Annotated in this window: 25 protein-coding genes and 1 pseudogene; 23 read left to right on the top strand and 3 right to left on the bottom strand. The window is 28.9% G+C overall.

Going from position 1 to position 26,775, the window contains the following annotated elements:
- From ACRCYC_RS02285 to ACRCYC_RS02220, 14 genes and pseudogenes are all read left to right on the top strand, one after another.
- Positions 1-1,164, top strand: a pseudogene (locus tag ACRCYC_RS02285) (chromosome segregation protein SMC); the annotation flags it as partial.
- A gap of 11 nt (positions 1,165-1,175) precedes the next feature.
- The gene (ftsY, locus tag ACRCYC_RS02280; protein WP_438617555.1) at positions 1,176-2,342 is read left to right on the top strand and encodes a signal recognition particle-docking protein FtsY; all 1,167 of its coding nucleotides are present in this window, start codon (positions 1,176-1,178) and stop codon (positions 2,340-2,342) included.
- A 101-nt stretch (positions 2,343-2,443) separates the two neighbouring features.
- Entirely contained in the window at positions 2,444-2,812 is a 369-nt protein-coding gene (ylxM, locus tag ACRCYC_RS02275) for a YlxM family DNA-binding protein (protein ID WP_438617554.1), read from the top strand.
- On the top strand, positions 2,809-4,161 hold the full coding sequence (gene ffh / locus ACRCYC_RS02270; RefSeq protein WP_438617553.1) for a signal recognition particle protein: 1,353 nt from the start codon (positions 2,809-2,811) through the stop codon (positions 4,159-4,161). The genes ylxM and ffh overlap by 4 nt, the downstream gene beginning before the upstream one ends.
- A gap of 38 nt (positions 4,162-4,199) precedes the next feature.
- Positions 4,200-4,472 carry a 30S ribosomal protein S16 gene (rpsP, locus tag ACRCYC_RS02265; RefSeq protein ID WP_438617551.1) on the top strand — a complete coding sequence of 91 codons (273 nt, stop codon included), beginning with the start codon at positions 4,200-4,202 and terminating at the stop codon, positions 4,470-4,472.
- 23 nt (positions 4,473-4,495) lie between these two features.
- Entirely contained in the window at positions 4,496-4,723 is a 228-nt protein-coding gene (locus ACRCYC_RS02260) for a KH domain-containing protein (RefSeq protein WP_438617550.1), read from the top strand.
- A gap of 87 nt (positions 4,724-4,810) precedes the next feature.
- Positions 4,811-5,326, top strand: a complete 516-nt coding sequence (gene rimM, locus ACRCYC_RS02255; protein ID WP_438617549.1) for a ribosome maturation factor RimM — start codon at positions 4,811-4,813, stop codon at positions 5,324-5,326.
- A 15-nt stretch (positions 5,327-5,341) separates the two neighbouring features.
- Positions 5,342-6,034 carry a tRNA (guanosine(37)-N1)-methyltransferase TrmD gene (trmD, locus tag ACRCYC_RS02250; protein WP_438617548.1) on the top strand — a complete coding sequence of 231 codons (693 nt, stop codon included), beginning with the start codon at positions 5,342-5,344 and terminating at the stop codon, positions 6,032-6,034.
- Between the two features lie 108 nt (positions 6,035-6,142).
- Positions 6,143-6,487 (top strand): 50S ribosomal protein L19, encoded by a 345-nt coding sequence (gene rplS, locus ACRCYC_RS02245; protein ID WP_438617547.1) that lies wholly within the window; start codon positions 6,143-6,145, stop codon positions 6,485-6,487.
- 159 nt (positions 6,488-6,646) lie between these two features.
- A complete protein-coding gene (ylqF, locus tag ACRCYC_RS02240) occupies positions 6,647-7,546 on the top strand; it encodes a ribosome biogenesis GTPase YlqF (RefSeq protein WP_438617546.1) in 900 nt (299 codons plus the stop codon).
- 294 nt (positions 7,547-7,840) lie between these two features.
- On the top strand, positions 7,841-9,160 hold the full coding sequence (gene brnQ, locus ACRCYC_RS02235; RefSeq protein ID WP_438617545.1) for a branched-chain amino acid transport system II carrier protein: 1,320 nt from the start codon (positions 7,841-7,843) through the stop codon (positions 9,158-9,160).
- 180 nt (positions 9,161-9,340) lie between these two features.
- Positions 9,341-11,464 carry an adenosylcobalamin-dependent ribonucleoside-diphosphate reductase gene (locus ACRCYC_RS02230; protein ID WP_438617544.1) on the top strand — a complete coding sequence of 708 codons (2,124 nt, stop codon included), beginning with the start codon at positions 9,341-9,343 and terminating at the stop codon, positions 11,462-11,464.
- A 93-nt stretch (positions 11,465-11,557) separates the two neighbouring features.
- Positions 11,558-12,325, top strand: a complete 768-nt coding sequence (locus ACRCYC_RS02225) for a ribonuclease HII (protein WP_438617543.1) — start codon at positions 11,558-11,560, stop codon at positions 12,323-12,325.
- Positions 12,326-12,381: 56 nt separating this feature from the next.
- Positions 12,382-13,404 carry an alpha-hydroxy-acid oxidizing protein gene (locus ACRCYC_RS02220; protein ID WP_438617542.1) on the top strand — a complete coding sequence of 341 codons (1,023 nt, stop codon included), beginning with the start codon at positions 12,382-12,384 and terminating at the stop codon, positions 13,402-13,404.
- A gap of 45 nt (positions 13,405-13,449) precedes the next feature.
- Here the strand turns inward: ACRCYC_RS02220 and ACRCYC_RS02215 are convergent, their stop codons facing one another.
- Positions 13,450-14,733, bottom strand: a complete 1,284-nt coding sequence (locus ACRCYC_RS02215; protein WP_438617541.1) for a CapA family protein — start codon at positions 14,731-14,733, stop codon at positions 13,450-13,452.
- Positions 14,734-14,880: 147 nt separating this feature from the next.
- On the opposite strand from ACRCYC_RS02215, the gene ACRCYC_RS02210 reads away from it, so the two are divergent.
- The 9 genes from ACRCYC_RS02210 (at position 14,881) to buk (ending at position 25,809) form a co-directional block, all read left to right on the top strand.
- Entirely contained in the window at positions 14,881-15,225 is a 345-nt protein-coding gene (locus ACRCYC_RS02210; RefSeq protein WP_438617540.1) for a YraN family protein, read from the top strand.
- Positions 15,226-15,257: 32 nt separating this feature from the next.
- Entirely contained in the window at positions 15,258-16,784 is a 1,527-nt protein-coding gene (locus ACRCYC_RS02205) for a YifB family Mg chelatase-like AAA ATPase (protein WP_438617539.1), read from the top strand.
- Positions 16,785-16,809: 25 nt separating this feature from the next.
- Positions 16,810-17,901, top strand: coding sequence for a DNA-processing protein DprA (gene dprA / locus ACRCYC_RS02200; RefSeq protein WP_438617538.1), 1,092 nt, complete (start codon positions 16,810-16,812; stop codon positions 17,899-17,901).
- A gap of 28 nt (positions 17,902-17,929) precedes the next feature.
- Entirely contained in the window at positions 17,930-20,023 is a 2,094-nt protein-coding gene (gene topA, locus ACRCYC_RS02195; RefSeq protein WP_438617537.1) for a type I DNA topoisomerase, read from the top strand.
- A gap of 150 nt (positions 20,024-20,173) precedes the next feature.
- On the top strand, positions 20,174-20,956 hold the full coding sequence (gene codY, locus ACRCYC_RS02190) for a GTP-sensing pleiotropic transcriptional regulator CodY (RefSeq protein ID WP_438617536.1): 783 nt from the start codon (positions 20,174-20,176) through the stop codon (positions 20,954-20,956).
- Positions 20,957-21,059: 103 nt separating this feature from the next.
- Complete coding sequence (locus ACRCYC_RS02185; protein ID WP_438617535.1) at positions 21,060-22,313, top strand: pyridoxal phosphate-dependent aminotransferase; 1,254 nt, start codon at positions 21,060-21,062, stop codon at positions 22,311-22,313.
- A 42-nt stretch (positions 22,314-22,355) separates the two neighbouring features.
- Entirely contained in the window at positions 22,356-24,140 is a 1,785-nt protein-coding gene (gene iorA, locus ACRCYC_RS02180; protein ID WP_438617534.1) for an indolepyruvate ferredoxin oxidoreductase subunit alpha, read from the top strand.
- Between the two features lies 1 nt (position 24,141).
- Positions 24,142-24,720, top strand: a complete 579-nt coding sequence (locus tag ACRCYC_RS02175) for an indolepyruvate oxidoreductase subunit beta (protein WP_438617533.1) — start codon at positions 24,142-24,144, stop codon at positions 24,718-24,720.
- A gap of 3 nt (positions 24,721-24,723) precedes the next feature.
- Positions 24,724-25,809, top strand: coding sequence for a butyrate kinase (gene buk, locus ACRCYC_RS02170; RefSeq protein ID WP_438617532.1), 1,086 nt, complete (start codon positions 24,724-24,726; stop codon positions 25,807-25,809).
- 78 nt (positions 25,810-25,887) lie between these two features.
- On the opposite strand, the gene ACRCYC_RS02165 is transcribed toward buk, so the two are convergent.
- Together ACRCYC_RS02165 and ACRCYC_RS02160 are read right to left on the bottom strand one after the other, a co-directional pair.
- Entirely contained in the window at positions 25,888-26,193 is a 306-nt protein-coding gene (locus tag ACRCYC_RS02165; protein WP_438617531.1) for a DUF1540 domain-containing protein, read from the bottom strand.
- Between the two features lie 92 nt (positions 26,194-26,285).
- A complete protein-coding gene (locus tag ACRCYC_RS02160; protein WP_438617530.1) occupies positions 26,286-26,714 on the bottom strand; it encodes a hypothetical protein in 429 nt (142 codons plus the stop codon).
- Positions 26,715-26,775 lie beyond the last annotated feature (61 nt).

Here is a 26,775-nt window from a genome sequence, read left to right as displayed (position 1 = left end):
TCAAATAATATTTATGAAGTTGATAAAAATAAGTTTGATGACTTAAATTTAGAACATGTTAAATTAAATCAGATATACGAAACTATACTTAAAGATATAGAAAGAATAACTAATGATACTAAAATTCAAAAAAATGAATTAGAAATAGTTAAAAAGCAACTTGAAGATAGTAAATTAAATAAAATTAAAATACAAGAACAAGTTAAAATTGAAACATCAGAAAAAGAAAACTTAGAAAATCAACTTATAGATGAAAATAAAAAGTTGAACTTACAAAGAGAACAAAAGGAATCTATAAAAATAAAAAGAGAAAATATAGCTGTAGAATTAAAAAATATAGATAGAAAATATATAGAAGTTAAGGAAAGTCTTTTTAAGATAGAAAATAAAATAGAAAGATTAAAATCATCTAAAGAAAATTATGTAGTAAAACTATTGGAAGAATATGAAGTAACTTTAGAAGAAGCTACAAATTTAAAAGATGAAGAAGTAGTTATAGATAAAAAACAATTAGAACTTTTAAAGAAAGAATTAAAAAGCTTAGGTAATGTAAATTTAGACTCTATAAAAGAATACGAAGAAATAAAGGAAAGATATGATTTTTATAGTGAACAAAAGAAAGATCTAGAAGAATCAATAGATGTAATATACAAACTTATAAAAGAGCTTGAAGATAATATGAAAAAAGAATTTAATGAAAAGTTTACATTAATAAATGAAAACTTTAAGGTTGTATATAAAAAGCTATTTGGTGGAGGTACTGGTGAACTTAGAATAGTAGATAAAATAAATATACTAGAAAGTGATATAGAGATAGTTGCTCAACCACCAGGTAAAAAGATGAAGAATTTAAATCTTTTATCAGGTGGGGAAAAAGCACTTACTGCAATAAGTATATTATTTGCTATACTTTTAGCTAAGCCAACTCCTTTTTGCATACTAGATGAGATAGAAGCTCCACTAGACGATGCTAATATATATAGATTTGGGGAATTCCTAAAAGAACTATCTAAAGATACTCAATTTATATCTATAACTCATAGAAGAGGGACTATGGAAATTGCTGATTATATATATGGAGTTACAATGCAAGAAAAGGCGATTTCTAAAGTTATAAGTCTTAAATTAAAAGAAGCTAAGGAATTAACACAAGATATAATATAAGGAGGGTGCTTATGTTTAAAAAGTTATTTAAGTTTGGAAAGCAAAAAGAAGAGATTGATATTGAAGAAAATAATGAAGAAAACATAAATGAGGATGCAGAAAAAGAACAGGAACCATTAGAAGTTGAGCAAGAAGTTGTTGAAGCTGTAGAATTTAAATTAGAGTCTGTTGAACCTATAGAAGAAGTTATAGAAAATGATGAAAAAGAAATTGAAATTGTAGAAACTATAGATAATGATATTTTAGAAGAAGAAGAAGAAACTAGTGCAGGTTTATTTGCTAGGCTTAAACAAGGTTTAACAAAAGCCAAACAAGGAATAACTGATAAAATTGATGCTGTTTTAAATTCATACACTACTATAGATGAAGATCTTTTAGAGGAACTTGAAGAAATATTAATTACGGCAGATGTTGGCGTAAATACTACTATGGAAATGATAGATAGAGTAAGAGATGCCATAAAGACTAAAGGGTTAACAGATCCACTATCAGTAAGAGATGAATTGAAATCTATAATATGTGATATGTTAGGTGAAGAAGATTCAAAGTTAGATGTAGAATCAGGACCAAGCATAATATTAATGGTAGGAGTTAATGGGGTTGGAAAGACTACTACTATAGGTAAGTTAGCTAACAGATATACAAAAGAAGGAAAGAAAGTTTTACTAGCAGCTGGAGATACATTTAGAGCTGCAGCTATAGAACAATTAGAAGTATGGGCTAATAGAAGTAATGTTGATATAATTAAACATCAAGAAGGTGCTGACCCTGGTGCTGTAATATTTGATGCTGTCAAAGCTGCTAAAGCTAGAAAAGCAGATATATTAATCTGTGATACAGCTGGAAGACTGCATAATAAAACCAATTTAATGAATGAATTGGGAAAAGTGTTTAAAATAGTAGATAGAGAATATCCAGAAGCTAAAAAAGAAGTTTTATTAGTTGTTGATGCGACTACCGGTCAAAATGCAGTATCTCAGGCTAAAACATTTAAAGAAGTTGCAGATATAACTGGAATAGTTTTAACTAAATTAGATGGTACAGCAAAAGGTGGAGTAGTATTGGCTGTTAAATCTGAGGTTGATGTTCCTGTAAAGCTTATAGGTGTAGGAGAACAAGTACAAGACTTACAAGATTTCAACTCAAAAGCATTTATAGATGCATTATTTGGGAACTAATTAGCTTTTTAAAATAACTGTTGACAACTTTATTAGTATGATATAAAATACAATGTGTAAAGGAAATCACCTTTACAGTATAGTAAGTGGGAAGTGTAATAATGAATCTAGAAAAATTGGTAGAGATTGGGTTGTTATTTGAACAATACAAGATGCTTCTAACTGATAAGCAAAGAGAAATTGTATCCCTTTATTATAATGAAGATTATTCTCTTGGAGAAATCAGTGAAAATTTAAGTGTATCTAGACAAGGTATCTATGATACTTTGAAACGTTCTGAAAAAATACTTAAAGATTACGAAGCTAAATTAGGCTTAGTAGAAAAGTCAAAAGAGCGTGAAAAGACTACACAAGACATATATAATAAAGTTGTTGACATTAAACAAGATTTATTGCAAAATAGAGATTGTGCTAATTTAATCCCTAAGTTAGAAAATATAGAAGATGTATGTAGGGAGATGTTAAAATGATATTTGAAGGATTAGCAGATAAACTACAGGGCGCTTTAGGTAAATTAAAATCTAAAGGTAAGCTTACTGAAAAAGATGTTAAAGAAGCTATGAGAGAAGTTAAATTAGCTCTATTAGAAGCTGATGTTAATTTTAAAGTAGTTAAGGATTTTGTGAAGAAAGTCCAAGAAAGAGCTGTTGGGCAAGATGTTATGGAAAGCTTGACACCAGCACAACATGTTATAAAAATAGTTAATGAAGAACTTACGAGTTTAATGGGTGATGTTCAAAGTAAAATAATGATATCGCCAAAACCACCAACAGTTATAATGATGGTAGGTCTACAGGGTGCAGGTAAAACAACTACATCAGGTAAACTTGGAGGATACTTTAAAAAGCAAGGTAAAAAGCCCTTATTAGTGGCTTGTGATATATATAGACCCGCAGCTATTAAGCAATTACAAGTTGTAGGAGAAAAATTAGATATACCAGTATTTAGCATGGGTGATAAAGAAAGCCCAGTAAATATTGCTAAAGCTGGATATAATCATGCATTAAAAAACAATCATGATTTAGTTATAATAGATACAGCTGGTAGACTTCATATAGACGAGACTTTAATGGATGAGTTAAAAAATATTAAATCAGAAGTTAAACCTCATGAGATATTATTAGTTGTAGATTCTATGACAGGACAAGATGCAGTTAATGTTGCAGAAAGCTTCAATGAAGCACTTGGAGTAGATGGTGTTGTTTTAACTAAGCTTGATGGTGATACTAGAGGTGGAGCGGCACTTTCAATAAGAGCAGTTACACAAAAACCTATAAAATTTATAGGTATGGGAGAAAAGCTAGATGACTTAGAGCCTTTCCATCCAGATAGAATGGCATCTAGAATATTAGGTATGGGAGATATCCTAAGCTTAATAGAAAAGGCTCAAGAAAATATAGATTTTGAAAAAGCTAAGGAATTAGAAAGCAAAATTAAGAAACAAGATCTTGATTTTGAAGATTTCTTAGAACAAATGGAGCAAATCCAGAAAATGGGTCCTCTTAATAAGGTTATTGAAATGATACCTGGTATGGGTCAAGTTAAAGACCAACTTGGTGACATGGATATGAATAACAAAGAAATTGTTAAGACTAAGGCGATAGTACAGTCGATGACAATTGAAGAAAGAAGAAATCCTGGTATACTAAATGCCTCAAGAAAGAAAAGAATAGCAAGAGGTAGTGGTACTAGTGTTCAAGATGTAAACAGACTTATAAAGCAATTCGGAGAAATGAAGAAGATGATGAAGATGTTTACGGGAACTCAAAAAAGCATGAAGAAAAGGGGAGGCTTTGCCGGTTTACCTTTCTTTAAATAATATAAAATAAAAAGATAAAATTTTTCGGAGGTGTCGTTATGGCAGTTAAAATAAGATTAAAAAGAATGGGATCAAACAAAAAACCTTTCTACAGAATAGTAGTAGCAGATTCAAGATCTCCAAGAGATGGAAAGTTCATAGAAGAAATAGGATTCTACAACCCAATTTCTCAACCAAAGCAAGTTAAAATAAACGATGAGAAAGCTGTTAAATGGTTAGGATGTGGAGCACAACCAACTGATACAGTTAAAACTTTATTAGTTAAAAACGGAGTAATGGAAAAATTCGAAGCTTCTAAACAAGCTAAGTAATTTTCGATTAGGAGCGAATTGATATGAAAGAGCTAGTACTAGATATAGCAAAAGCTCTTGTCGATAATCCAGAGGCAGTTGAAGTAGAGGAAACTTTTAATGGAGATGAAATGATTCTTAAATTAAAAGTTGCTCAAGATGACATGGGTAAGGTTATCGGTAAGCAGGGTAGAATAGCTAAAGCTATAAGAACTGTTATAAAATCTGCTTCAAATAGAGACCACAAAAAGGTTACTCTTGAAATAATCTAAAGGATTAGGTATTAACCTAATCCTTTTTGTATATACTTTGTATATATTGGAAGAAGATAAAGCATAATTATTGAAGAAGGTGAGATTATGGAAAATAAATTAACTCATTTTAAAATTGGTCAAATTGTTAAAACTCAAGGTTTAAAAGGTGAAGTAAGAGTTTACTCTAGCGCTGATGATATATATAGATTTGACGATTTAAATACATTTTATATAGGAAAAGACTTTGTAACTGAATATAAAACTGAAAAAGTTAGATATAAAGGCAATTTAGTTATAATGAAAATAAAAGGCATAGATAGTGTTGAAATGGCTGAAAAATTAAAAGGCAAAAATATCTATGTGTCTAGAGATGAATCTAGAGAGCTTGAAGAAGATGAATTTTTCATAGCTGATATGATAGGAATAGATGTTTATACAGTAGATAATAAGCATGTAGGAGTTTTAGAAGATGTATTACAGTACTCTGCTAATGATGTTTATGTTATAAAAGGTGAAGATGATAAAGAGTATCTTATACCAGCTGTTATGAAGTTTGTACCAGAAATCGATATGGAAGAAAGAAAAATGATAATAGACCCTATAAAGGGAATGTTAGACTAAATTTAAGGTGATATTATGAGATTTCATATAATGACCCTATTCCCGGAAATATTTAATTCTTACATGAATGAAAGTATAATGAAAAGAGCTGTAGAAAAAGAAATTATAGAAGTGCATATATATAATATAAGAGATTTTTCTATTAATAAGCATAAAAAGGTAGATGATTATCCTTTTGGTGGTGGAGCTGGTATGGTCATGACTCCGCAGCCTATATATGATACTTATAAGCATATAGTAGATAAGTTTAATATAGAAACTCCTAGAGTTATATATTTAACTCCAAAGGGCAAAGTGCATAGTCAAGCTATAGCCAGTGAAATGTCTACTTTTGAAGATGTTATACTACTATGTGGACACTATGAAGGTATAGATCAAAGAATCATAGATTCTATAGTAACAGATGAAATATCTATAGGAGATTATGTATTAACTGGAGGCGAATTACCTGCATTAATACTTATAGATTCTATATCTAGACTGATACCTGGGGTTTTAAGTCAAAATGAATCTTTTGAAGAAGAATCATTTAAAGATAATTTATTAGAATACCCTCATTATACAAGACCTAGAGAATTTATGGGAATGGAAGTTCCAGAAGTTTTACTATCTGGAAATCATAAGAAAATAGATGAGTGGAGATACGATAAATCTATTGAAATAACTAAAGAAAGACGTCCTGATTTATACAAAAAAGCTTGTAAATAAATAGGACATATAGTATAATAAAATCTGTTGAAAAAAATAAAACGGGCGTTCCTCTTTTTACACATGGTCAAGTAATTAAGAGCGTCTATGATACTAGGAGGATTTAAAATGAACGAAATATTAAGATCATTAGAGCAAGCTCAATTAAAGAACGATGTTCCTAACTTTGGACCTGGGGACACTGTAAAAGTACACGTTAGAATAGTTGAAGGAAAAAGAGAAAGAATACAGTTATTCGAAGGTGTTGTATTAAAGAGACAAGGTGGAGGAGCTAGAGAAACTTTCACTGTAAGAAAAATATCTTTCAACGTTGGAGTAGAAAGAACATTCCCTGTTCATTCTCCAAAAATAGAGAAGATAGAAGTAACTAGAAAAGGTAAAGTAAGAAGAGCTAAGTTAACTTACTTAAGAGGTAGAGTAGGAAAAGCTGCTAAGATAAAAGAAGCTAGATAATTAAACTTTACTATACAGGGGACTGAATTTTCAGTCTCCTTTTTTATAATAAATATGAAATTGAATTCGTTTTGAAATAAATATAAATATAAATATAAATTATGAAATTTAATATAAAAAATAGTTTGTGTTTTTAATATTATAAAAAGGAGAAAAAATATGAAAATACAAAAAATGACAGATGAATACCTAAGAGATGAAAGTTTGCATATAAACTGGTATCCAGGGCATATGAAAAAAACTAAGGATTTAGTTAGAAATAATTTAAAGTTAGTTGATGTTGTAGTGGAACTTTTAGATGCTAGAATACCACTAAGTAGTAGAAATCCTGATATAGATAGATTTGTAGGAGATAAGCCTAGAGTTGTAGTGTTAAACAAAAGTGATATATCAGATGCAAGTAAATTAAATCAATGGGTTGATTATTATAAAAAAAGAGGAATTAAAGCTATACCAGTAGATACATTAAATGGTAAAGGTGTTAATAAAATAATTGAAGAATGTAAAAATGAAACAAAAGAAAAAATGGAAGCCTTAGTTAAAAAAGGAAGAATAGAAAGACCTATAAGAATTATGATAGTAGGTATACCAAACGTAGGGAAATCTTCACTTATAAATAAACTTACAGGAAGAAAAAGTACTCAAACTGGAGATAGACCAGGGGTAACAAAAGGTAAACAATGGGTTAAATTAAAAGGAAACTTAGAACTATTAGATACACCTGGTATACTATGGCCTAAGTTTGAAGATGAGCAAGTTGCATTAAAGTTAGCTTTTTGTAGAGCTATAAAAGATGAAGTTTTAGATGTAGATACATTAGGTTTAAAATTAATAGAAAAATTAATGGAAATAGAGCCTGAAAAATTAAAAGATAGATATAAGTTAGAGGAATTAGGAGAAACACCTATCGAAACTATGGATATGATAGGAATTAAAAGAGGTCTTATATTAAAAAGAAATGAGCTAGACTATACTAGAATAGCAACTACTGTTTTAAATGAATTTAGAGATGGAAAGTTAGGTAGAATAACTTTAGAAACTCCTAAAGAGATGAAATAATGTAAAAAGAGATTGTAAAAACAAATTTATTAGATAATGAAGTAAAAGATTATTTATAAATTTGCAGACGCAATCTCTTATTTTTTTACAAAAAACCATAAAAAAATCATTATCTAAAAAATAAATTTTTTACGTAAATATTATTAAAATAACCCAAAATAAGGTGAATTACAGCTAAAAAACAAAATTTGAAATAATCTGTATATTTGTAATATTGTTGACAGTTAGGAATATATATTATATAATATTTTCAGAATATTTAATCGAAAAGAAAACTTTTTAGGGGGCTTTAGTATGAAAAACACAAACAAAGATATAATAGTAGTTGGTTTTGCACTGTTCGCTATGTTCTTTGGAGCAGGAAATCTTATATTCCCACCATTTTTAGGAGTTATATCAGGTGAAAGTTGGATAACAGGTTTCTCAGGCTTTATATTAGCTGACGTAGGATTAGCATTATTAGCTATAGCAGCGGCAGCTAAGTGTGGAGGAGACGTAAATAAGATATTATCTAGATCAGGTAAAACGTTAGCAACAATAATAGGAGTTGCAATAATGATATGTTTAGGACCATTATTAGCAATACCTAGAACAGCAGCGACAACATTTGAAATGGGAGTACAACCAATAATAGGTAGCTCAATATCTCCAGTAATATTCTCTATAATATTCTTTGTTATAGTATTATTACTTACTATAAGACCATCTAAGGTTGTAGATATAATAGGAAAAGTTTTAACACCAGCGCTTTTAGTGGCATTAGCATTTTTAATAATAAAAGGTATAATAACACCTTTAGGAGAGATAAGCCCGAATACTTTAGTAGATAGCGTATTTTCAACAGGTGTTTCACAAGGATATCAAACAATGGATGCATTAGGAGCAGTTGCACTGTCAACTATAGTAATAGCATCTCTTCATAATAAAGGATACAAAGAAAATTCAGAAAAAATTAAATTAACAATAAAAGCTGGAATAGTAGCAGGAGTTGCTTTATGTTTTGTATATGGAGGACTTACATTCTTAGGAGCTACAATATCTCAAGGTTATGCGGGTCAAGATATAAGTGCTATATCACAAACATCTTTAATTGTTGGAATAACAGAGCAATTACTTGGATATCCAGGAAAAGTTATATTAGGAATAATAGTTGCACTAGCATGTTTAACAACTGCTATAGGATTAACTTCAGCAACAGGTCAATATTTTACAAAACTTACAAATAATAAATTAAAGTACGAAGTAGTAGTTACAGTAGTATGTATATTCAGTGCAGTTGTATCTAATTTCGGAGTAAACACTATAATAAAAGTATCGGCACCTATATTAGATATGGTTTATCCTGTGACTATATTATTAGTAGTAACGACATTATTATCTAAGTATATTAAAAATGATAATGCGGTAAAAGGTGCAGCTTATGTAACATTATTAATAAGTATACTAGGTGTTGTAAACTCACTATCTAGTACTTACGGATTACCAATACACATACCATTTTTAGCATCATTACCATTTGCGGCATTAGGATTTAATTGGATAGTACCTGCTATAGTGGGTGGGGTTATAGGAAGTTGTATAAAGCCTACTGGATATATAATAAATCCAGAATAAAGTAGGTTAATATAAGGAAAGATAAAGTCGTTGATATAAATATCAACGACTTTTTTTATTAACTGATAAACAGAGTATATACATGAGTAAAGTAATTTTTTATACTGTAATATTTGTTAAAACTATACCTAAAACGGGTATATATATAAAATGTGCAAAGGTATAAAATGGAGGTTTGACATGAAAAAAATTATAAAAAGAGATGGAAGTATTGAAAAATTTAGCAAGTATAAAATTGAAGATGCAATTTATAAATCTACAATAAATAGTGAAAATGGTATAGATAAAAATATAGGAAAAGAGATAGCTAATAAAGTAGAAAATATATTTAAAACTAGAGATAAGCCATTAACTGTAGAAGAGATACAGGACTTAGTAGAAGTTTTACTTATGGAATCAAATAGAAAAGATGTAGCAAAACATTATATACTTTATAGAGAAAAAAGAGCTAATATAAGAAAAAAACCTTGGGAAATGGATGAGTTACAAAAATCTATATGGAAAAATAAATATAGATATAACGGAGAAAATTTTGATGAATGGATAAATAGAATATCTGCTAAAAGTAATAGAATTGCTAAATTAATAAGACAAAAAAGATTTTTATTTGCAGGTAGGATACTTGCAAATAGAGGTTTATATAAAGATGGATTGAAAGTTACATACTCAAATTGTTATGTATTAGAGCCTCCAAAAGATAATTTAGAAAGTATATTTGATACAGCTAAAAAGCTTGCTAGAACTTTTAGTTATGGTGGCGGTGTTGGAATAGATATATCTAAATTAAGACCTAGAGGAGCTAAAGTTAACAATTCTGCAAAGAATACAACAGGAGCAGTTTCATTTATGGAACTATATAGTATGACGACGGGATTAATAGGTCAAAGAGGAAGAAGAGGAGCATTAATGATATCTATGGATGTGAGTCATCCTGATATAGAAGATTTTATTGATGTAAAAACTGATTTAACAAAAATAACAAAAGCAAACATATCAGTAAGAATAAATGATGAATTTATGAAAGCTGTTGAAAATAATGAAATGTATAAGTGTGAATTTATAGTAGATGAAGGAAGTGAATATATTACTAAGGAAGTAGATGCTAGAAAATTATTTATGAAACTTTGTAAAAATAATTGGGATTATGCGGAGCCAGGTATATTATTTTGGGATAATATAAAAAATAATCATATTATGAGTGAAGACGAAACTTTTTCTCATTCAGGCGTTAATCCTTGTGCAGAAGAACCACTTCCAAGTGGAGGAAGTTGCTTACTTGGATCTATAAACTTATCTGAATTTGTTATACAACCATTTTATGAAAATGCTATATTTGACATGAATAAATTTAAATCATGTGTTAGAGAATCAGTTATAGCTTTAAATGAAGTTTTAGATGAAGGATTAAAGCTACATCCATTAGAAGAACAAAAAATAAGTGTAGATAAGTATAGACAAATAGGACTTGGAGTTATGGGAATAGGTGATATGCTTATTAAAATGAACTTAAGATATGGATCAGATGAATCTATAGAGTTATGTAGTTTAATAGCTAAAACCATGCTAAATGAAGCAGTTAAGCAATCAGCATTACTTGCAAAAGAAAATGGACCATTTAAAGAATATAAAGAAGATGCGGTATTTAAATCGGAGTTCTTTAAAAATAATATAGACCAAAATATAAAAGAATTAGTGAAACTTTATGGGCTTAGAAACTCTCAATTACTTACTATACCACCTACAGGTTCAATATCAACTATGTTGGGTATAAGCGGAGGAATAGAACCAATTTTCAACTTATCATATATAAGAAAAACAGAAAGTTTGCATGATGAAGATGTATATTATAAAGTATATACACCTATAGTGAAAGAATATATGGATTTAAATAACATAACAGAAGAAAGTGAATTACCGGATATATTTGTAACTGCGATGAATTTGGATTATAACGATAGAATAAAAATGCAACAAGCTTGGCAGAGATATATAGACGCATCAATATCATCCACAATAAATCTACCAAATGAAACTACAGTAGAAGATGTGTATGAAATATATATGAAAGCTTGGAGAGCTAAACTTAAAGGAATAACAATTTTTAGAGATGGATGTAAACGTAGTGGGGTTCTTATAAATGAAAAGCCTAAAAAAGAAAAAGAAGAAATTAAAATTGAAAAAGAAATTGCAATAACTAGTGAAGAAAGTGAAAAATTTACATGTCCTGAGTGTGGAAATGAACAAATGGCCAATACTGGGGGATGTAGTATTTGCTTAAAGTGTGGATATAGTGGATGTAATTAAATGAAATTCAAATTAAAGTGCTTAAACTTATATTAAGCACTTTAATTTTTTGTTAAAATATATAATAAAGATAAAACTAAAGGAGACGTGCAAATGAAGAATAAAAGCGTTAAGGAAATAAATGCAATTATAGAAGATATTAATGTAGATGAATATTTAAAGTATATAGATATTTTAAAAGAGGATGAAAGAAAGTCAGTTAAAAATATAGCTATTAAGTTGGCAAAGAAGCTAGATAAAATAAGAATTGAAAATGAAAGGTTAGAAATTATAAATACATTTGAAAATGAAGGTTATGAAAATGGATATACTTATATAGGAGGTATAGATGAAGCTGGAAGAGGTCCGTTAGCTGGACCTGTAGTAGCAGCTGTAGTAGTTTTTAAACCGGGAACAAAGATAGAAGGAATTAATGATTCTAAAAAACTAAGTGAAGCTAAAAGAGATGAACTATTTGATATAATAAAAGAACAAGCTCTAGATTACGGTATAGGAATAGTACAAAAAGATGAAATAGACGAGTATAACATATTAAATGCAACTTACATGGCTATGAAAAAAGCTGTAAACTGTTTAAAGAAAACTCCAGATTATCTATTAGTAGATGCAGCTCATGTACCTGATGTAGATATAGATCAAAAATCTATAATAAAAGGAGATTCAAAATCTATATCTATAGCTGCAGCTAGTATAATAGCTAAAGTTACAAGAGATAGTATAATGTATGAATATGATAAAATGTATCCTGAGTATGGATTTGCATCTCACAAAGGCTATGGAACAGATCAACATTATAAAGCTATAAGAGAACATGGAATAACATCTATACATAGAAGAAGTTTTTTAAAGAATATATTATAATTTAAAATTGAAGTGGTATAATTATATTGTTAACTAGGATGAAGGGAGATATTTAAATGGAATATAAAGAGATGTTGAAAAATGCAAGAGAAAACCTAAATGGAAGTTGCAGAGTTTGCAAAGTTTGCAATGGAGTAGTTTGTGCAAGTGAAGTTCCTGGAATGGGCGGAAAAGGAAGTGGAAGTGCATTTATAGATAATTATAAAAGTTTAGATAAAGTAAAATTAAACATGAGAGTTATACATGATGTTAAAAATCCTGATACAAGTATAGAAATGTTTGGAAAAAAAATGAAAGCTCCTATATTTGCGGCGCCTTTAACTGGAACTACTTTAAATATGGGTGGTAAATTAACTGAAAGAGAATATATAAGTAGTGTTGTAAAGGGATGTTTAGAAAATGACATATATCCTATGGTTGGAGATACAGCAGTTGATGAATTTTTAATAGAAAATTTAAGAGTATTAAAAGAATTCAATGGAAATGGAATTGTATTTATAAAGCCATGGGAAAACTCAGATATAAAAAGAAAAATAAAGTTAGCTGAAGAATCAGGAGCATTTGCAGTAGGAGTAGATATAGATGCTTGTGGATTGGTAACTTTATCTATGCATGGTAAAACAGTAGAACCTAAATCAATTGATGCTATAAGGGATTTAAAGGCATCTACAAAACTACCATTCATACTAAAAGGTATAATGACTAAAGAAGATGCATTGATGGCCGTAGAAGCTGGAGTAGACGCTATAGTGGTATCTAACCATGGAGGACGAGTATTAGATCATACTCCTGGAGTTTGTGATGTTTTAGAAGATATAGCAAATGCAGTTAAAGGAAAAGTGATAATTCTTGCAGATGGAGGGGTTAGAACTGGAGTAGATGTTGTAAAAATGTTAGGGCTTGGGGCAGATGCAATTTTAATAGGTAGACCATTTGTTACAGCTTCATTTGGAGGACTTAGTGAAGGCGTAGACATGTATGTCAAAAAACTTGTAAATGAGTTGGAATCTACAATGATTTTAACAGGATGCAAGGATATTAAAGCTATAGATGAAAAAGTTATATTTAAAAAAGATTAAGCATAAAAATAGGTGCCTGTTATAGGCACCTATTTTTACGTTTATTTAGTTGTTTTTAACTTTTATGATATCAGAAGATTTAATTATAGAAGTTGTATTGTTATACGAATTTTCTACCTTATCTAAAGGTAAATCTTTAATATTTGAAAGTTGATCTTTATTAATTATTGGGATTATCTCATAAGTTAACTTTCCATCTTTATTTGTATATTTGTTTACCCATGTTGGTATGTACTCTACACCAGATATGGTAGTTTTATCAGTTTTTAAATTTTTGTTTATATCTATATTAACCATAACTCCATCTTCAGTATAATTTTTATTTAAAATTTCATTTCTTTGATTACTTAAAAAGTTACCCATTGAGTATATGACTAGAGTTTCATTATTATTTTTAGTTGATTTAATCATCTCTATTGGTTGAACAACATGTGGATGAGAACCTATTATTATATCAACCCCATAATCACATAGCTTATTAGCTAATTCAATTTGAAATTCATTAGGATTTCTCTCATATTCATTACCCCAATGAAGAACTACAACTTGAAGGTCAGTTTTATTTTTATTCATATTATCAAGTGTATTTGTAATTTCATTAAAAGCAGAGTCTACATCATGATAGCTAAATATATTCATATTATTTAAATCACTAGATTTTATAGGCAACCCATTTAAAGCTTTGTTATTAGAAGCAACTTGTCCATAAGAATAAGAAGTAATACCTAATTTTATACCGTCTACATCTTGGATTAAAAAGTTATCACTATCTGAATTTTTTTTTGTGCCTACTGTTTTTAAATTTTTAGACTTTAAAACATCTAGCGTTCTATAAACAGAATCAGAACCTCTATCATAAGCATGATTATTAATTGTAGATACTATATCAAAACCACTATTTTTAATGGAATCTGCTAATTCATCAGGAGAATTAAATCTAGGAAAAGATGAATAACCAGCATCACTACCTGCTAAAGTGGTTTCTAGATTTGCAATGGCTAAATTAGAACTAGATATATATGGTTTTATATATTTAAAATTATTATCGAAATTATATGTTTTATTTTTTGAATTAAACTGAGCTTTTAACTGATCGTCATGGACCATTATATCTCCAACAGCTGAAAGGGTTATATTTATATTATTTTTAGAGTTTGTTACTGGATTTTCATTTTTATTGGAATTATCATAACTGCTCTTGAAAATAGTATTAAATATAAAAACACTTGTAAAAATTAAAGCTAAAACAATTGTTAAAACAATGGTGCATAGTAATATTACTTTACTTCGTCTATACTTTAATCTTTTTTTCTTTAATGTACGTTTCATAAGACCCCCAAAATTTTGATTAATATATATCCATCATAATCCTTGAAAAACTAATTAGCAACAAATAAAAAGTTACATTTAAAAAGTTGTATACTAAATGAAAGTAATGACAATAATCTAGAAAAATTTAAAATAAGGATAATTTATATGAATAATATAGAAAAAGGTAACTTGGGTGAGGAAATTGCAACTAAATATTTAAGAAGTATGGGTGCTTATATTATAGAAAATAACTATAAAATAAAATGTGGAGAAGTAGATATAATAGCCTCATTAAATAATGAAGTTATATTTGTGGAAGTTAAGGCTAGAAGTAATACTAATTTTGGTTATCCAGCTGAGGCTGTCAATTATAAAAAAAGACTTAAAATAATCAATGTTGCTAAATATTATATATTGAAAAATAAACTAGATCAGATGCCTATAAGGTTTGATGTTATAGAAGTATATTTAAAGGACAATCATATAAATCATATTGAAAATGCTTTTTAAAATAATTAATTATATTTAAAAGAGGTAAATAGATGTTAAGTATTATAAAATCAAGTACTTTAATTGGTATAGAAGGAATGTTAGTAAAAGTAGAAGTAGATATAACCAATGGAATTCCAAGTTTTAATATAGTTGGATTAGCGGGAGTATCCATAAAGGAATCAAGAGAGCGAGTAAAATCAGCTATATTAAATAGTGCATTTAAATTCCCAAACTCCAGAATTGTAGTTAATTTATCTCCAGCAGATATGAAAAAAGAAGGTGCATATTTTGATTTACCAATAGCTATAGGAATATTAAGGAATTTAATAAAAGAAAATGATGAATTTTTAGATGAAAGTATGTTTATAGGAGAGCTTTCACTCGATGGAAGGCTTAGAAAAGTAAAAGGTGTTTTATCTTTGGTTATAAATGCTAAAAATAAGGGAATAAAAAGAGTATTCTTACCTAAGGAAAATGAAAAAGAAGCTTTATTTATAAGTGATATAGATATAATTCCAATTGAAAACTTATGTGAATGCATAAGCTTTATGAATAAGGAAATAGATATAAATATAAGTAAAAGAGAAATTATTCATAACAAAGAAATATACGATGAAGATTTTTCGGATATAAAAGGAAACTATTTTGTAAAAAGAGGTGTTGAAATAGCAGCCGCAGGAAATCATAATTTTTTAATGATAGGACCTCCAGGATCAGGGAAAACAATGATTGCAAAAAGAATAAGAACTATACTTCCTAACATAAATGAAGAGGAAATTTTAGAAATAAGTAAGATATACAGTGCATCGGGGCTTATAAAAAACAATGAAGGAATTATAAGTTCAAGACCTTTTAGATCTCCACATCACACAGCGACAAAACAAGCTTTAATAGGTGGAGGAATTGATGCTAGACCAGGAGAAGTAGTACTTGCTCATAAGGGAATATTATTTTTAGATGAAATAGCAGAATTTGATAAAAAGATATTAGAAACATTAAGACAGCCAATTGAAGATAAATATATAAATATATCTAGAGTTAAAATGAACTTAAAATATCCATGCAATACGATGTTTATAGGAGCTATGAATCCATGTCCATGTGGGTTTTACATGTCTGATAAAGAATGTAAATGTAGGATGAACGAAGTTAACAGGTATTTAAATAAAATATCAGGGCCATTATTAGATAGGTTTGATATGTTTATAGAAGTAAACTCTATATCTTTTGAGGAGTTTAACAACCATAAAGTAGAAGAAAAATCAAAAGATATAAAATTAAGAGTTAATAATGCTAGAAGAATTCAGAAAAATAGATTTAAAAATGAAAATATAGAATTTAATAATGAAATAAGTTCTTCTAAATTAAATTTATACTGTGTATTAACTGATGATGCTAATGGTATGTTAAAAACAATATATAATAAATTTAACTTAGGAAATAGAAGTTATACTAAATTAATAAAAACAGCTAGAACTATTGCGGATTTAGATGATAGAGAACTTATAGAAGAAAGTCATATTCTAGAAGCTTTTTCTTTTAGAAAAGCTTATTACAATTATTTTATGGCTGAATAAATATATTTTGATGTGGAGGTGAAATATGGATAAAAGAGATATATACTTATGGCTATTATCTCTAGGAGGTATAGGAAATAAAACAATAGAAAAAATAGAAAATAGTGTAGAAAAAATAGAAGACTTAATAGATTATCCAGATAAAGATATACTTAAAATAGAAAATTTAAATTTAAATATAAAACAGAATATAGTAAAATATAAAAGTCGCTCTTATATAGATGATATAAAAAACAAATTGTATAAATATAATGTTGGATATATAAGCAAATCAGATGACTTATATCCATATGAATTAAAGCATATTTATAATGCTCCAAGTATACTTTTTTACAAAGGAGATATAACTCAACTTAAAAGCAACTTATCATTAGCTATGGTTGGATCAAGAAAGCCTACGTCTTATGGCATATGGTGTGCTCAAAATATAAGTGAAAAATTATCAAACTGTGGTATAAATATTATTAGTGGGATGGCAATGGGCATTGATGAACATTCCCATAAAGGATGTTTAAGAGGAAATTCAAAAACTATAGCTGTGTTAGGATCAGGGGTTGAAAATCCTCTACCAAAGAGTAATATGAAACTAGCTGAGCATATTTTAGAAGATGGAGGACTTTTAATATCAGAGTACAATGTAGAATATCCTGTTTCAGCTGCTAATTATCCAGCGAGAAATAGAATAATAAGTGGTCTGAGTGAAGGAGTTATAGTTGTTGAAGCTGCTAAAAAAAGTGGAGCACTCATAACTGTTGATTTTGCACTTGAACAAGGAAAGAATGTTTTTGCAATACCAGGAAATATTAATTCAGATATGAGCAAGGGTTGTCATAGAATAATAAAAGAAGGTGCTAAATTAGTTGATGATATTGAAGATATAATAAATGAATATAATTTAAAAAAATTTGATGAAATATCGGATAATAGTGCAAATAAGCCATTAAAAGGTATTCAACAAAGTATTTTTGATATTATAAAAGAAAAAGGAAGCTTGCATATAGATAAGATTTGTGATTATACTAATATGAATATACAAGATATAAATTGCATTTTAAATCTTCTTGAAATAGAAGGAATGGTTGTAGAAATGCGAAATAAGATATATAGTGTAAAATAGAATTAAAAAATTGTGGGGGTGTGGTTAAATGGCAAAAAACTTAGTCATCGTTGAGTCGCCTGCAAAAGCTAAAACCATAGAGAAATTTTTAGGAAAAAGTCATTATACAGTAAAAGCATCAGTAGGACACATAAGAGATTTACCTAAAAGTAAATTAGGAGTAGATATAGAAGATAATTTCGAACCTCAATATATAAATATCAGAGGTAAAGGGGACGTAATAAAGGAATTAAAAAAAGAGGCAAAAAAATCAAAAAAAGTCTTTTTGGCAACTGACCCCGATAGAGAAGGTGAAGCTATATCTTGGCACTTAGCGCATATATTAGCGTTAGAAGATACTGAAAACTGTAGAATAGAATTTAATGAAATAACTAAAGATGCTATAAAAAAGGCTATAAAAAATCCTAGAAATATTGACTTAGATTTAGTAGATGCACAACAGGCAAGACGTGTTTTAGATAGATTATTAGGGTATCAAATAAGTCCAATACTTTGGCAAAAAGTAAGAAAAGGACTTAGTGCAGGTAGAGTTCAATCTGTTACTACAAAATTAATTTGTGATAGAGAGAAAGAAATAGAAGCATTTATACCTAAAGAGTACTGGACTATAGATTTAGAAGCAAAGACAAAAGAAGGAGAACCTTTGACTTTAAAATTCTATGGTGAAGATAATAAAAAAGTAGAACTAGAAAATGAAACACAAGTAAATGAAATATTAGACAGAATTAAAGATGAAGATTTAGTTGTAAAAAACATAGAGTCTAAATCAAGAAGAAAATCAGCTCCTAAGCCATTTACAACAAGTATGCTTCAACAAGAAGCTGCAAATAAACTTGGCTTTACAACTAAAAAAACTATGATGATTGCACAAGAATTATATGAAGGTATAGATATTGACGGTGAAGGAACTGTCGGTTTAATTTCATACATAAGAACAGATTCAAAGAGAATATCAGAAGAAGCTAAAGAAAAAGCTAAAGAATTTATAGTTGAAGAATATAGTCAAGAATACTATAAATTTGAAGATAAGAAAAAACCTAAAACTGAATCTAAAAAAGTTCAAGATGCTCATGAAGCAATAAGACCTACATCTGTAGATAGAGTTCCAAGTAAAATAAAATCATCCCTAAGTAAAGATCAATTTAAATTATATGACATGATATGGAGAAGATTTGTAGCAAGTCAAATGGAAGATTCAGTGTTCGATACTTTAAACTTAACTTGCAAGGTTGATAATGTTATATTTAAAGCTACTGGATCAAAAATGAAATTTGATGGATATACTAAAGTATATAATTTTACAGATAGAGAAGATAAAATATTACCACATGTATGTGAAGAAGATAAATTAATTACTGAGGATGTAGAATCTAATCAGCATTTTACACAACCTCCAGCAAGATACACTGAAGCTAGTTTAGTAAAAACTTTAGAGGAACTTGGAATAGGTAGACCGTCTACTTACGCTCCAACTATAGCTACTATACTTAATAGAGAATATGTTGAAAAAAATGCCCAGAGTTTATGTCCAACAGAATTAGGTAAAATAGTTACTACTATATTAGAAGATAATTTCCAAAAGTTTGTTGATGTTGACTTTACTGCAGATATGGAAAATATGCTAGATGGAGTAGAAGAAGGTAATATAGCTTGGAAAGAAGTTGTAGCTGATGTATATGCACCATTAAAAGAAGCTATAGAAGTAGCTATTGAAAATATTGAAAAAGTAAATATGGATGAAGATACTGACGAAATATGTGAGACTTGCGGTTCTAATATGGTTATAAAATATGGTAGATTTGGTAAATTTATAGCTTGTAAGAATTATCCAGAATGTAAAACAACTAAGCCACTAGTTAATAAGATCGGTGTGAAATGTCCAAAATGTAGCAAAGGCGATATAATACTTAGAAAATCTAAAAGAGGCAAGGCTTTTTATGGATGTTCTAATTACCCTGAATGTGATTTTGTATCATGGAATAAACCAACAGGCGAGTTATGTAGTGAGTGTAATTCGTATTTAGTAGAGAAGATAACTAAGTCTGAAACCAAGGTGATTTGCTCTAATAAAGAGTGTAAAAAGGAAAAAGATTTAGAAAATAATGATAAAAGCAATGAATAATGCAAATAATGTGTCGAAATACGCTTAATAGTATTGAAAAAGATTTAAAATTATGATAATATGACAATTGCTAAAGCAAGAACGTTAACAATAATATAAATGTATTAAGGGTTATAAATTGGCCAAACTTCATGAGGAGATGATTAATAGATGGCAAGTCAAATGCTAGAGAAAACAAGAAAAATAAACAAAACACTACAAACTAGTGGTGGTAGCAGTGTATCTTTTAGTTTGTTAGCTGAAGCATTAGGTGAAGTTTTAGATTCAAATGCATATGTAGTAAGTACAAAAGGGAAAATATTAGGAGTATATCTTAACGTTGAAAAGGATAGCTCAGTTATAGAAGATGAAGAAACGCACAAGAAAATGTTTCCTGAAACATATGTAAAGAGTTTATTAAAAGTAAGCGAAACTAGAGAAAACTTAACAGGAGAAACAATGGTTGAGTTATTCCCATATGAGGGAGAAAGACAAAATAAATACTTAACTATAGTTCCTATATTATCTAGTGGACAAAGATTAGGGACACTAATACTTTCAAGATACGATGAAGAGTTTACAGATGATGATTTAGTAATTGGAGAATATAGTGCTACAGTTATAGGTCTTGAAATATTAAGATCTATGGGAGAGCAACTAGAAGAAGAAATGAGAAAAACAGCTGTAGTTAAAATGGCTATAGGAACGTTATCTTATTCAGAACTAGAAGCTGTAGAGCATATATTTGAAGAATTAAACGGAAAAGAAGGACTACTTGTTGCTAGTAAAATAGCTGATAGAGTAGGTATAACTAGATCTGTTATAGTAAATGCACTTAGAAAATTCGAAAGTGCAGGAGTTATAGAATCAAGATCATTAGGTATGAAAGGTACGCATATAAAAGTACTTAATGACAAATTAATAGAAGAATTAGATAAATTAAAATCTAATTAATTTTTAAAAATAAGACATCCATATTAATGGATGTCTTATTTTTTGGAATTAAATCGTATAAACCTTAATATGTATAAGTATAGATATTTTTAGGGGGGATAAGATGGGCAAGTCAATGGTGGCTGAACACGCTATTTGGCCTAAAGAAGAAGATATAATATTTAGCTTATCAGAAAGAGCACAAATAGATGAAAAACTATGTGGGATAGAAAATATAATAAATGCGACTATAGGTGCACTTGTAGATGATAAAGGAAAGCTTATAACATTAAAATCGGTATATGATGAGTATAAAAATTTGGACAATGAGTTAATAGCTCCGTATGCACAAATAGCAGGACAAAAAAATTATATAGAGGCTGTAAAAAAAGCATGTTTTAAAGATTATATGCCAAATGGAAATATAAGGGTAGTAGCATCACCAGGAGGGACTGGCTCCATAAAAATGGCTATTTTTAATTATACAAATGAAAACGAATCTATATTAGTACCAAATTGGTATTGGGGACCGTATAAAGTAATAGCAGAAGAAATAAATAGAAATATTATAAATTATGAGTTGTTTGACGAAGAGGGCAACTTTAATTTTAATTCATTTAAAAATCAATTCTTAAACTTATCAAATAATCAAAATAGAGTTTTTACAATATTTAACACTCCAGCACACAATCCTACAGGATACACTGTAACTGATAAAGAATGGGATGAAATACTAGGACTTTGCAAAAATACATCTTTGCAACATGAAAAAAATATAGTTTTATTTATAGATATAGCATATATAGACTTTTCAGGAAAAAATGGAAATGACACAAGAAAGTTCTTTAAAAAATTTTCCGATTTACCTGAAAATGTATTAATAATAATTGGTTATAGCATGTCAAAAGGATATACAGCTTATGGAATGAGAAGTGGAGCTTGTATATGTATATCATCAAATAAAGATATATCTGATGAATTTTACTATTCATGCTCACATTCAGCTAGAGCAAACTGGTCAAATTGTAATAGAGGAGCTATGGAACTTTTATCAACAATAATAAATGATGAAGAAAAATTGGAAAAATATGAAGAAGAAAGAAATAACTATAAGAGCTTATTAAAAGAAAGAGCTAAAAGTTTTGTACAGGAAGCTAAGGATATAAATCTTGAAATACTTCCTTATAGAGATGGTTTCTTTATAAGTATACCTTGTGAAAATCCAATTGATGTATGTGAAAAAGCTATAGAAAGCAAGTTATATATGATACCTCTTAAGATGGGGGTAAGATTTGCTGTATGTGCTGTAAGTAAAGAAAAATGTAAAAGGGCACCTAGAATAATAAAAGAAGCTATAGATTTTGTAAGTAAAAACTAAATTTTATATAAAATTATATAGATTAAATAGGGGGATAAAAGAATGAAAGTATTAATGACTGGTAATGAAGCTATAGCTCGTGGAGCGTACGAAGCTGGAGTTAAGTATGCATCAGCATATCCAGGAACTCCAAGTACTGAAATTTTAGAAAATGTAGCTACATATAAAGAAAGTATCTTAGCAGAGTGGGCACCTAATGAAAAAGTAGCACTAGAGGCTAGTATAGGTGGATCTATAGCAGGGGCTAGGACACTTTGTTGTATGAAGCATGTAGGGGTAAATGTAGCAGCTGATCCATTATTTACATTTGCATATACAGGAGTAAATGGAGGTATGATATTAATTTCAGCAGATGAACCAGGAATGCATTCATCTCAAAATGAACAAGACAATAGAAATTATGCTAAATTTGCTAAAATAGCTTTATTTGAGCCATCAACAAGCCAAGAAGCTAAGGATATGATTAAAGAAGCTTACAAAATAAGTGAAGAATATGATACTCCAGTTTTATATAGAGTAACAACTAGATTATGTCACTCTAAAGGAATAGTTAAATGTAGTGATAGAGAAGAAGTGGGTACGAAGGAATACATAAAAGATGTTAAAAAAAGAGTTACAGTACCAGCGCATGCAAAAAATTTAAGAATAAAAGTAGAAGACAGATTAAATAAATTAAGTGAGTATTCAAATACTACAGAATTAAATTTTATAGAAGCAAATAGTGAGGAAATAGGAATAATAGCAAGTGGAGTTTGTTATACATATGCAAAAGAAGTATTTCAGGACAAGGTTTCATACTTAAAGCTTGGATTTACAAACCCAATGCCAGATAAGAAGATAAAAGAATTTGCTAGTAAAGTTAAGAAAGTATATGTAATAGAAGAAAATGATAAATTCATAGAAGATCAAGTTAAAGCTATGGGAATAGATGTTATAGGAAAAGACATATTTCCATATAGTGGAGAAATGACTCCTGATATTATAAGAAAAATTATGTTAAATGAAAATATAGAAACTATAAATTATAATGAAGATTTAGTAGTGGGAAGACCACCAACATTATGCTCAGGATGTCCACATAGAGGTTTTTTCTATGAAATAGGAAAAAGAAAAAATGTAATGATATCAGGGGATATAGGTTGCTATTCACTTGGGTTTGCAAGTCCATATGATGCACTAGATTCTATTGTATGCATGGGAGCTAGCTTAAGTGTAGGACATGGAGCACAACAAGTATTTAATATGAAAGAAGATAATAAAATGAGAGTAGTTGGAGTTTTAGGAGACTCTACATTTTTCCATACAGGAATAAATTCTCTTATAGATATAGCTTATAACAAAAGCAATACTATATCTGTGATATTAGATAATAGAATAACAGGAATGACAGGCCATCAGCAAAACCCAGGTACAGGATACACACTACAAGGTAAGGAAGTTAAAGAACTTAATATAGAAAAATTGGTGTTAGCTTGTGGTATTGAACATGTGAAAATTATAAATCCAAATAACTTAGAAGAAGTGAAACAAACTATAGATTGGGCATTAGCTCTTGAAGAGCCTTCAGTAATAATAACTAGATGGCCTTGTGTACTTAAAAAATTATCAAAAGAAGATAAAGAAGAATTCAAAGGAGTATTTAAAGAAAAATGTAATGTAGATAAAGAGTTATGTATAGGTTGTAAGCTATGTATAAAGTCTGGATGTCCATCAGTATCTTTTGACAAAAAAATTAGTAAAGCATGTATAGATAAAACTAGTTGTGTAGGTTGTCAAGTTTGTTTACAAATGTGTCCAAAACAAGCTATATATAAGGAGGAAAAATAAAATGATAAAGAGTATACTTTTAGTTGGAGTTGGAGGACAAGGTACTATACTAGCTAGTAAACTTTTAACAATAGGACTTATGCAAGCGGGATATGATGTTAAGATGAGTGAAATACATGGAATGAGTCAAAGAGGAGGATCTGTGTCTTCTCAAGTTAGATATGGGGAAGAAGTTTACTCGCCTGTTATAGAAATAGGTGGTGCTGATATATTAGTTTCATTTGAAAAAATGGAAGCTTTGAGATGGGTGAAATATTTAAAACCTAATGGGAAAATAATATCTAATAATTTTAAGATAAATTCTATGCCAATAATTACAGGAAAAGCGGAGTACTTGGAAAATGAAATAGATGAAGAATTAAAGAAAATTGGAACTAAGTTAATAGATGCATCAGAAAGTGCGATGAAATTAGGAAATTCTAAAACTATGAATATAATACTTCTTGGAAGTTTAGTTAAATCTATGAACCTTGAACATATTGACTGGAATAAAATTATAAGTGATAATGTAAAAAAGGAGTTTATAGACATAAATATAGAAGCGTTTAAGGTAGGAATGAATTTAGTAAAAGGGGAGTAGCTTATGGGGTATAAAGTATTAGCAATAAATCCAGGTTCAACATCTACTAAAATTGCAGTATATGAAGATGAAAAAATGCTTTTCTCAAAAAGTATAGATCACAGCACGAGTGAATTAGAGATGTATAAAAATATAAGTGATCAGTTTGTAATGAGAAAAGAAAAGATTTTAAATGTTCTAGAGGAAAACGATTTTACAATGTGCGATTTAAACATTGTGGTAGGTAGAGGTGGAATATTGCCTCCAGTAAAATCGGGAGCATATCTAGTTAATGAAGCTATGGTAGATAGATTGAAAAATAGGCCAATTGTAGAACATGCATCAAATTTAGGTGCACTCATAGCTTATGAAATTGCTAAGAAATTAGGAATAAATGCATACATATATGATAGTGTGGCAGTTGATGAGTTAAATGATGTAGCTAGAGTTTTAGGATTTGCTGAAGTGGAAAGAACTTGTTTAAGCCATGCGCTTAATTCAAGAGCTATGGCTATTAAATTTGCAAAAGATAATAATAATGATTATAAAGATATGAACTTAATAGTTGCACATTTAGGTGGAGGAATAACTATAGCAGCACATGAAAAAGGTAAAATGGTAGATGTAGTTTCTGATGATGAAGGACCATTTTCACCAGAAAGATGTGGAAAGATACCTGTAAAAAAAGTTGTTGATATGTGTTACAGTGGAAAATACACTCATAAAGAAATGTTAAAGAAAATTAGGGGTAAAGGTGGAATTATAGCTCATTTAAACACGGTAGATATTAGAGAAGTAGAATCTATGATTGAAAATAATAATGAAAAAGCTAAATTAATATATGATGCGCTTATATATCAAGTTGCTAAAGGAATAGGTGAATTAGCTACAGTTTTAGAAGGAAATGTAGATGCTATAATATTAACTGGTGGAATAGCTTACTCTAAAAAATTAACTAAAGCTTTAAGTGATAAAGTTAAATTTATAGCTCCTGTAAATATTTTAAGTGGAGAAAATGAATTAGAGGCACTTTCATATGGGGCACTTAGAATATTAAAAGGTGAAGAGAAGTATAGAGAATATGAAGAGTTAGTTGAAGTTTTAAATTGAAATTGAACCATTTGAATTTTCACATAAAAAAGACTGTCTAAATATATAGACAGTCTTTTTTGAGAAATTGATGAATAATTACTTAGTTACAAATGTTTCACAAGATGCATCTTGCATATTTATTTGAACTGATTCGGCTTTACAACATCCGCTATTATTGTGCTTACAAGTAGAAGCTGCACATGATATAGAGTTTGTTTTAGCGCAAGTACATTCTCCAGCACAGTTTGTAAATGAACTTGATGATTTATCTTGATAAGTTCCACAATTTGTTTGAGAAGTAGTATTAGCACGAGCTCCTTTTACTTGTATTCCTGATGCATAACATCCACCACTATTGTTATAAGCACAAGTAGAAGCTGAACAATTTATCGGATTTGACATATCAAATACCTCCTAAAATAATAAACTCGTAGTTATATAACTACGAGTTTATTATTTGTTTATTTATAAAAATTATTAGTATTATATAAAATTTACTTATTTAAACAATTTTGACAAAGTACATTAACATCATCATAAGTTTCTCTTCCAAAAGTATCGTTTATATGATAAACCTCTAAATTATCAATACAACCGCATTTTGAACATTCATTTTCAAAATGATTAAGTGCTTTTTCTTTAAAAACTTTCCAATGTAGAGATTTTAAATAAGTAGAGTAATTTACTTTAAGTGTACTTTCTAAAAAATTAACATATAAATTATCTAAGTCTATATTATCAAATCTTGCATTTTCTGGGTCAAAGCTTTCACAAGTAATTTCACCTAAAGGAGCTGTATCTAAAATTACACATTTTATATCATAAGTAAAATCTTTATTAGGGCCTTCTAAGGAAAGATGCTTGCAGTCGGAACAAGATTTTTTCGGTAGTTTTGCTTCTAAAGCTTTTATCTTAGCATTCATAAATATTACCCTCCAATAATGGTTATTTGTACAAGTATATTATTTAAATTATATATTTATG

The organism is Paraclostridium sp., assembly GCF_051657365.1.
In the GTDB taxonomy this organism is placed as follows: Bacteria; Bacillota; Clostridia; order Peptostreptococcales; family Peptostreptococcaceae; genus Paraclostridium.
The sequence above is the reverse complement of the archived record's forward strand: the minus strand, read 5'-3'. Positions and strand labels throughout refer to the sequence as shown.

Coding starts and splice junctions, on each gene's coding strand:
- ylqF (WP_438617546.1), top strand. CDS start 6,647: ATGAAAATACAAAAAATGACAGATGAATACCTAAGAGATGAAAGTTTG.
- ffh (WP_438617553.1), top strand. CDS start 2,809: ATGATATTTGAAGGATTAGCAGATAAACTACAGGGCGCTTTAGGTAAA.
- buk (WP_438617532.1), top strand. CDS start 24,724: ATGGGGTATAAAGTATTAGCAATAAATCCAGGTTCAACATCTACTAAA.
- rpsP (WP_438617551.1), top strand. CDS start 4,200: ATGGCAGTTAAAATAAGATTAAAAAGAATGGGATCAAACAAAAAACCT.
- ACRCYC_RS02220 (WP_438617542.1), top strand. CDS start 12,382: ATGGAATATAAAGAGATGTTGAAAAATGCAAGAGAAAACCTAAATGGA.
- ACRCYC_RS02205 (WP_438617539.1), top strand. CDS start 15,258: ATGTTAAGTATTATAAAATCAAGTACTTTAATTGGTATAGAAGGAATG.
- ACRCYC_RS02175 (WP_438617533.1), top strand. CDS start 24,142: ATGATAAAGAGTATACTTTTAGTTGGAGTTGGAGGACAAGGTACTATA.
- ACRCYC_RS02260 (WP_438617550.1), top strand. CDS start 4,496: ATGAAAGAGCTAGTACTAGATATAGCAAAAGCTCTTGTCGATAATCCA.
- ftsY (WP_438617555.1), top strand. CDS start 1,176: ATGTTTAAAAAGTTATTTAAGTTTGGAAAGCAAAAAGAAGAGATTGAT.
- ACRCYC_RS02165 (WP_438617531.1), bottom strand. CDS start 26,193: ATGTCAAATCCGATAAATTGTTCAGCTTCTACTTGTGCTTATAACAAT.
- brnQ (WP_438617545.1), top strand. CDS start 7,841: ATGAAAAACACAAACAAAGATATAATAGTAGTTGGTTTTGCACTGTTC.
- trmD (WP_438617548.1), top strand. CDS start 5,342: ATGAGATTTCATATAATGACCCTATTCCCGGAAATATTTAATTCTTAC.
- topA (WP_438617537.1), top strand. CDS start 17,930: ATGGCAAAAAACTTAGTCATCGTTGAGTCGCCTGCAAAAGCTAAAACC.
- rimM (WP_438617549.1), top strand. CDS start 4,811: ATGGAAAATAAATTAACTCATTTTAAAATTGGTCAAATTGTTAAAACT.
- iorA (WP_438617534.1), top strand. CDS start 22,356: ATGAAAGTATTAATGACTGGTAATGAAGCTATAGCTCGTGGAGCGTAC.
- codY (WP_438617536.1), top strand. CDS start 20,174: ATGGCAAGTCAAATGCTAGAGAAAACAAGAAAAATAAACAAAACACTA.
- ACRCYC_RS02225 (WP_438617543.1), top strand. CDS start 11,558: ATGAAGAATAAAAGCGTTAAGGAAATAAATGCAATTATAGAAGATATT.
- dprA (WP_438617538.1), top strand. CDS start 16,810: ATGGATAAAAGAGATATATACTTATGGCTATTATCTCTAGGAGGTATA.
- ACRCYC_RS02210 (WP_438617540.1), top strand. CDS start 14,881: ATGAATAATATAGAAAAAGGTAACTTGGGTGAGGAAATTGCAACTAAA.
- ACRCYC_RS02160 (WP_438617530.1), bottom strand. CDS start 26,714: ATGAATGCTAAGATAAAAGCTTTAGAAGCAAAACTACCGAAAAAATCT.
- rplS (WP_438617547.1), top strand. CDS start 6,143: ATGAACGAAATATTAAGATCATTAGAGCAAGCTCAATTAAAGAACGAT.
- ACRCYC_RS02230 (WP_438617544.1), top strand. CDS start 9,341: ATGAAAAAAATTATAAAAAGAGATGGAAGTATTGAAAAATTTAGCAAG.
- ylxM (WP_438617554.1), top strand. CDS start 2,444: ATGAATCTAGAAAAATTGGTAGAGATTGGGTTGTTATTTGAACAATAC.
- ACRCYC_RS02215 (WP_438617541.1), bottom strand. CDS start 14,733: ATGAAACGTACATTAAAGAAAAAAAGATTAAAGTATAGACGAAGTAAA.
- ACRCYC_RS02185 (WP_438617535.1), top strand. CDS start 21,060: ATGGGCAAGTCAATGGTGGCTGAACACGCTATTTGGCCTAAAGAAGAA.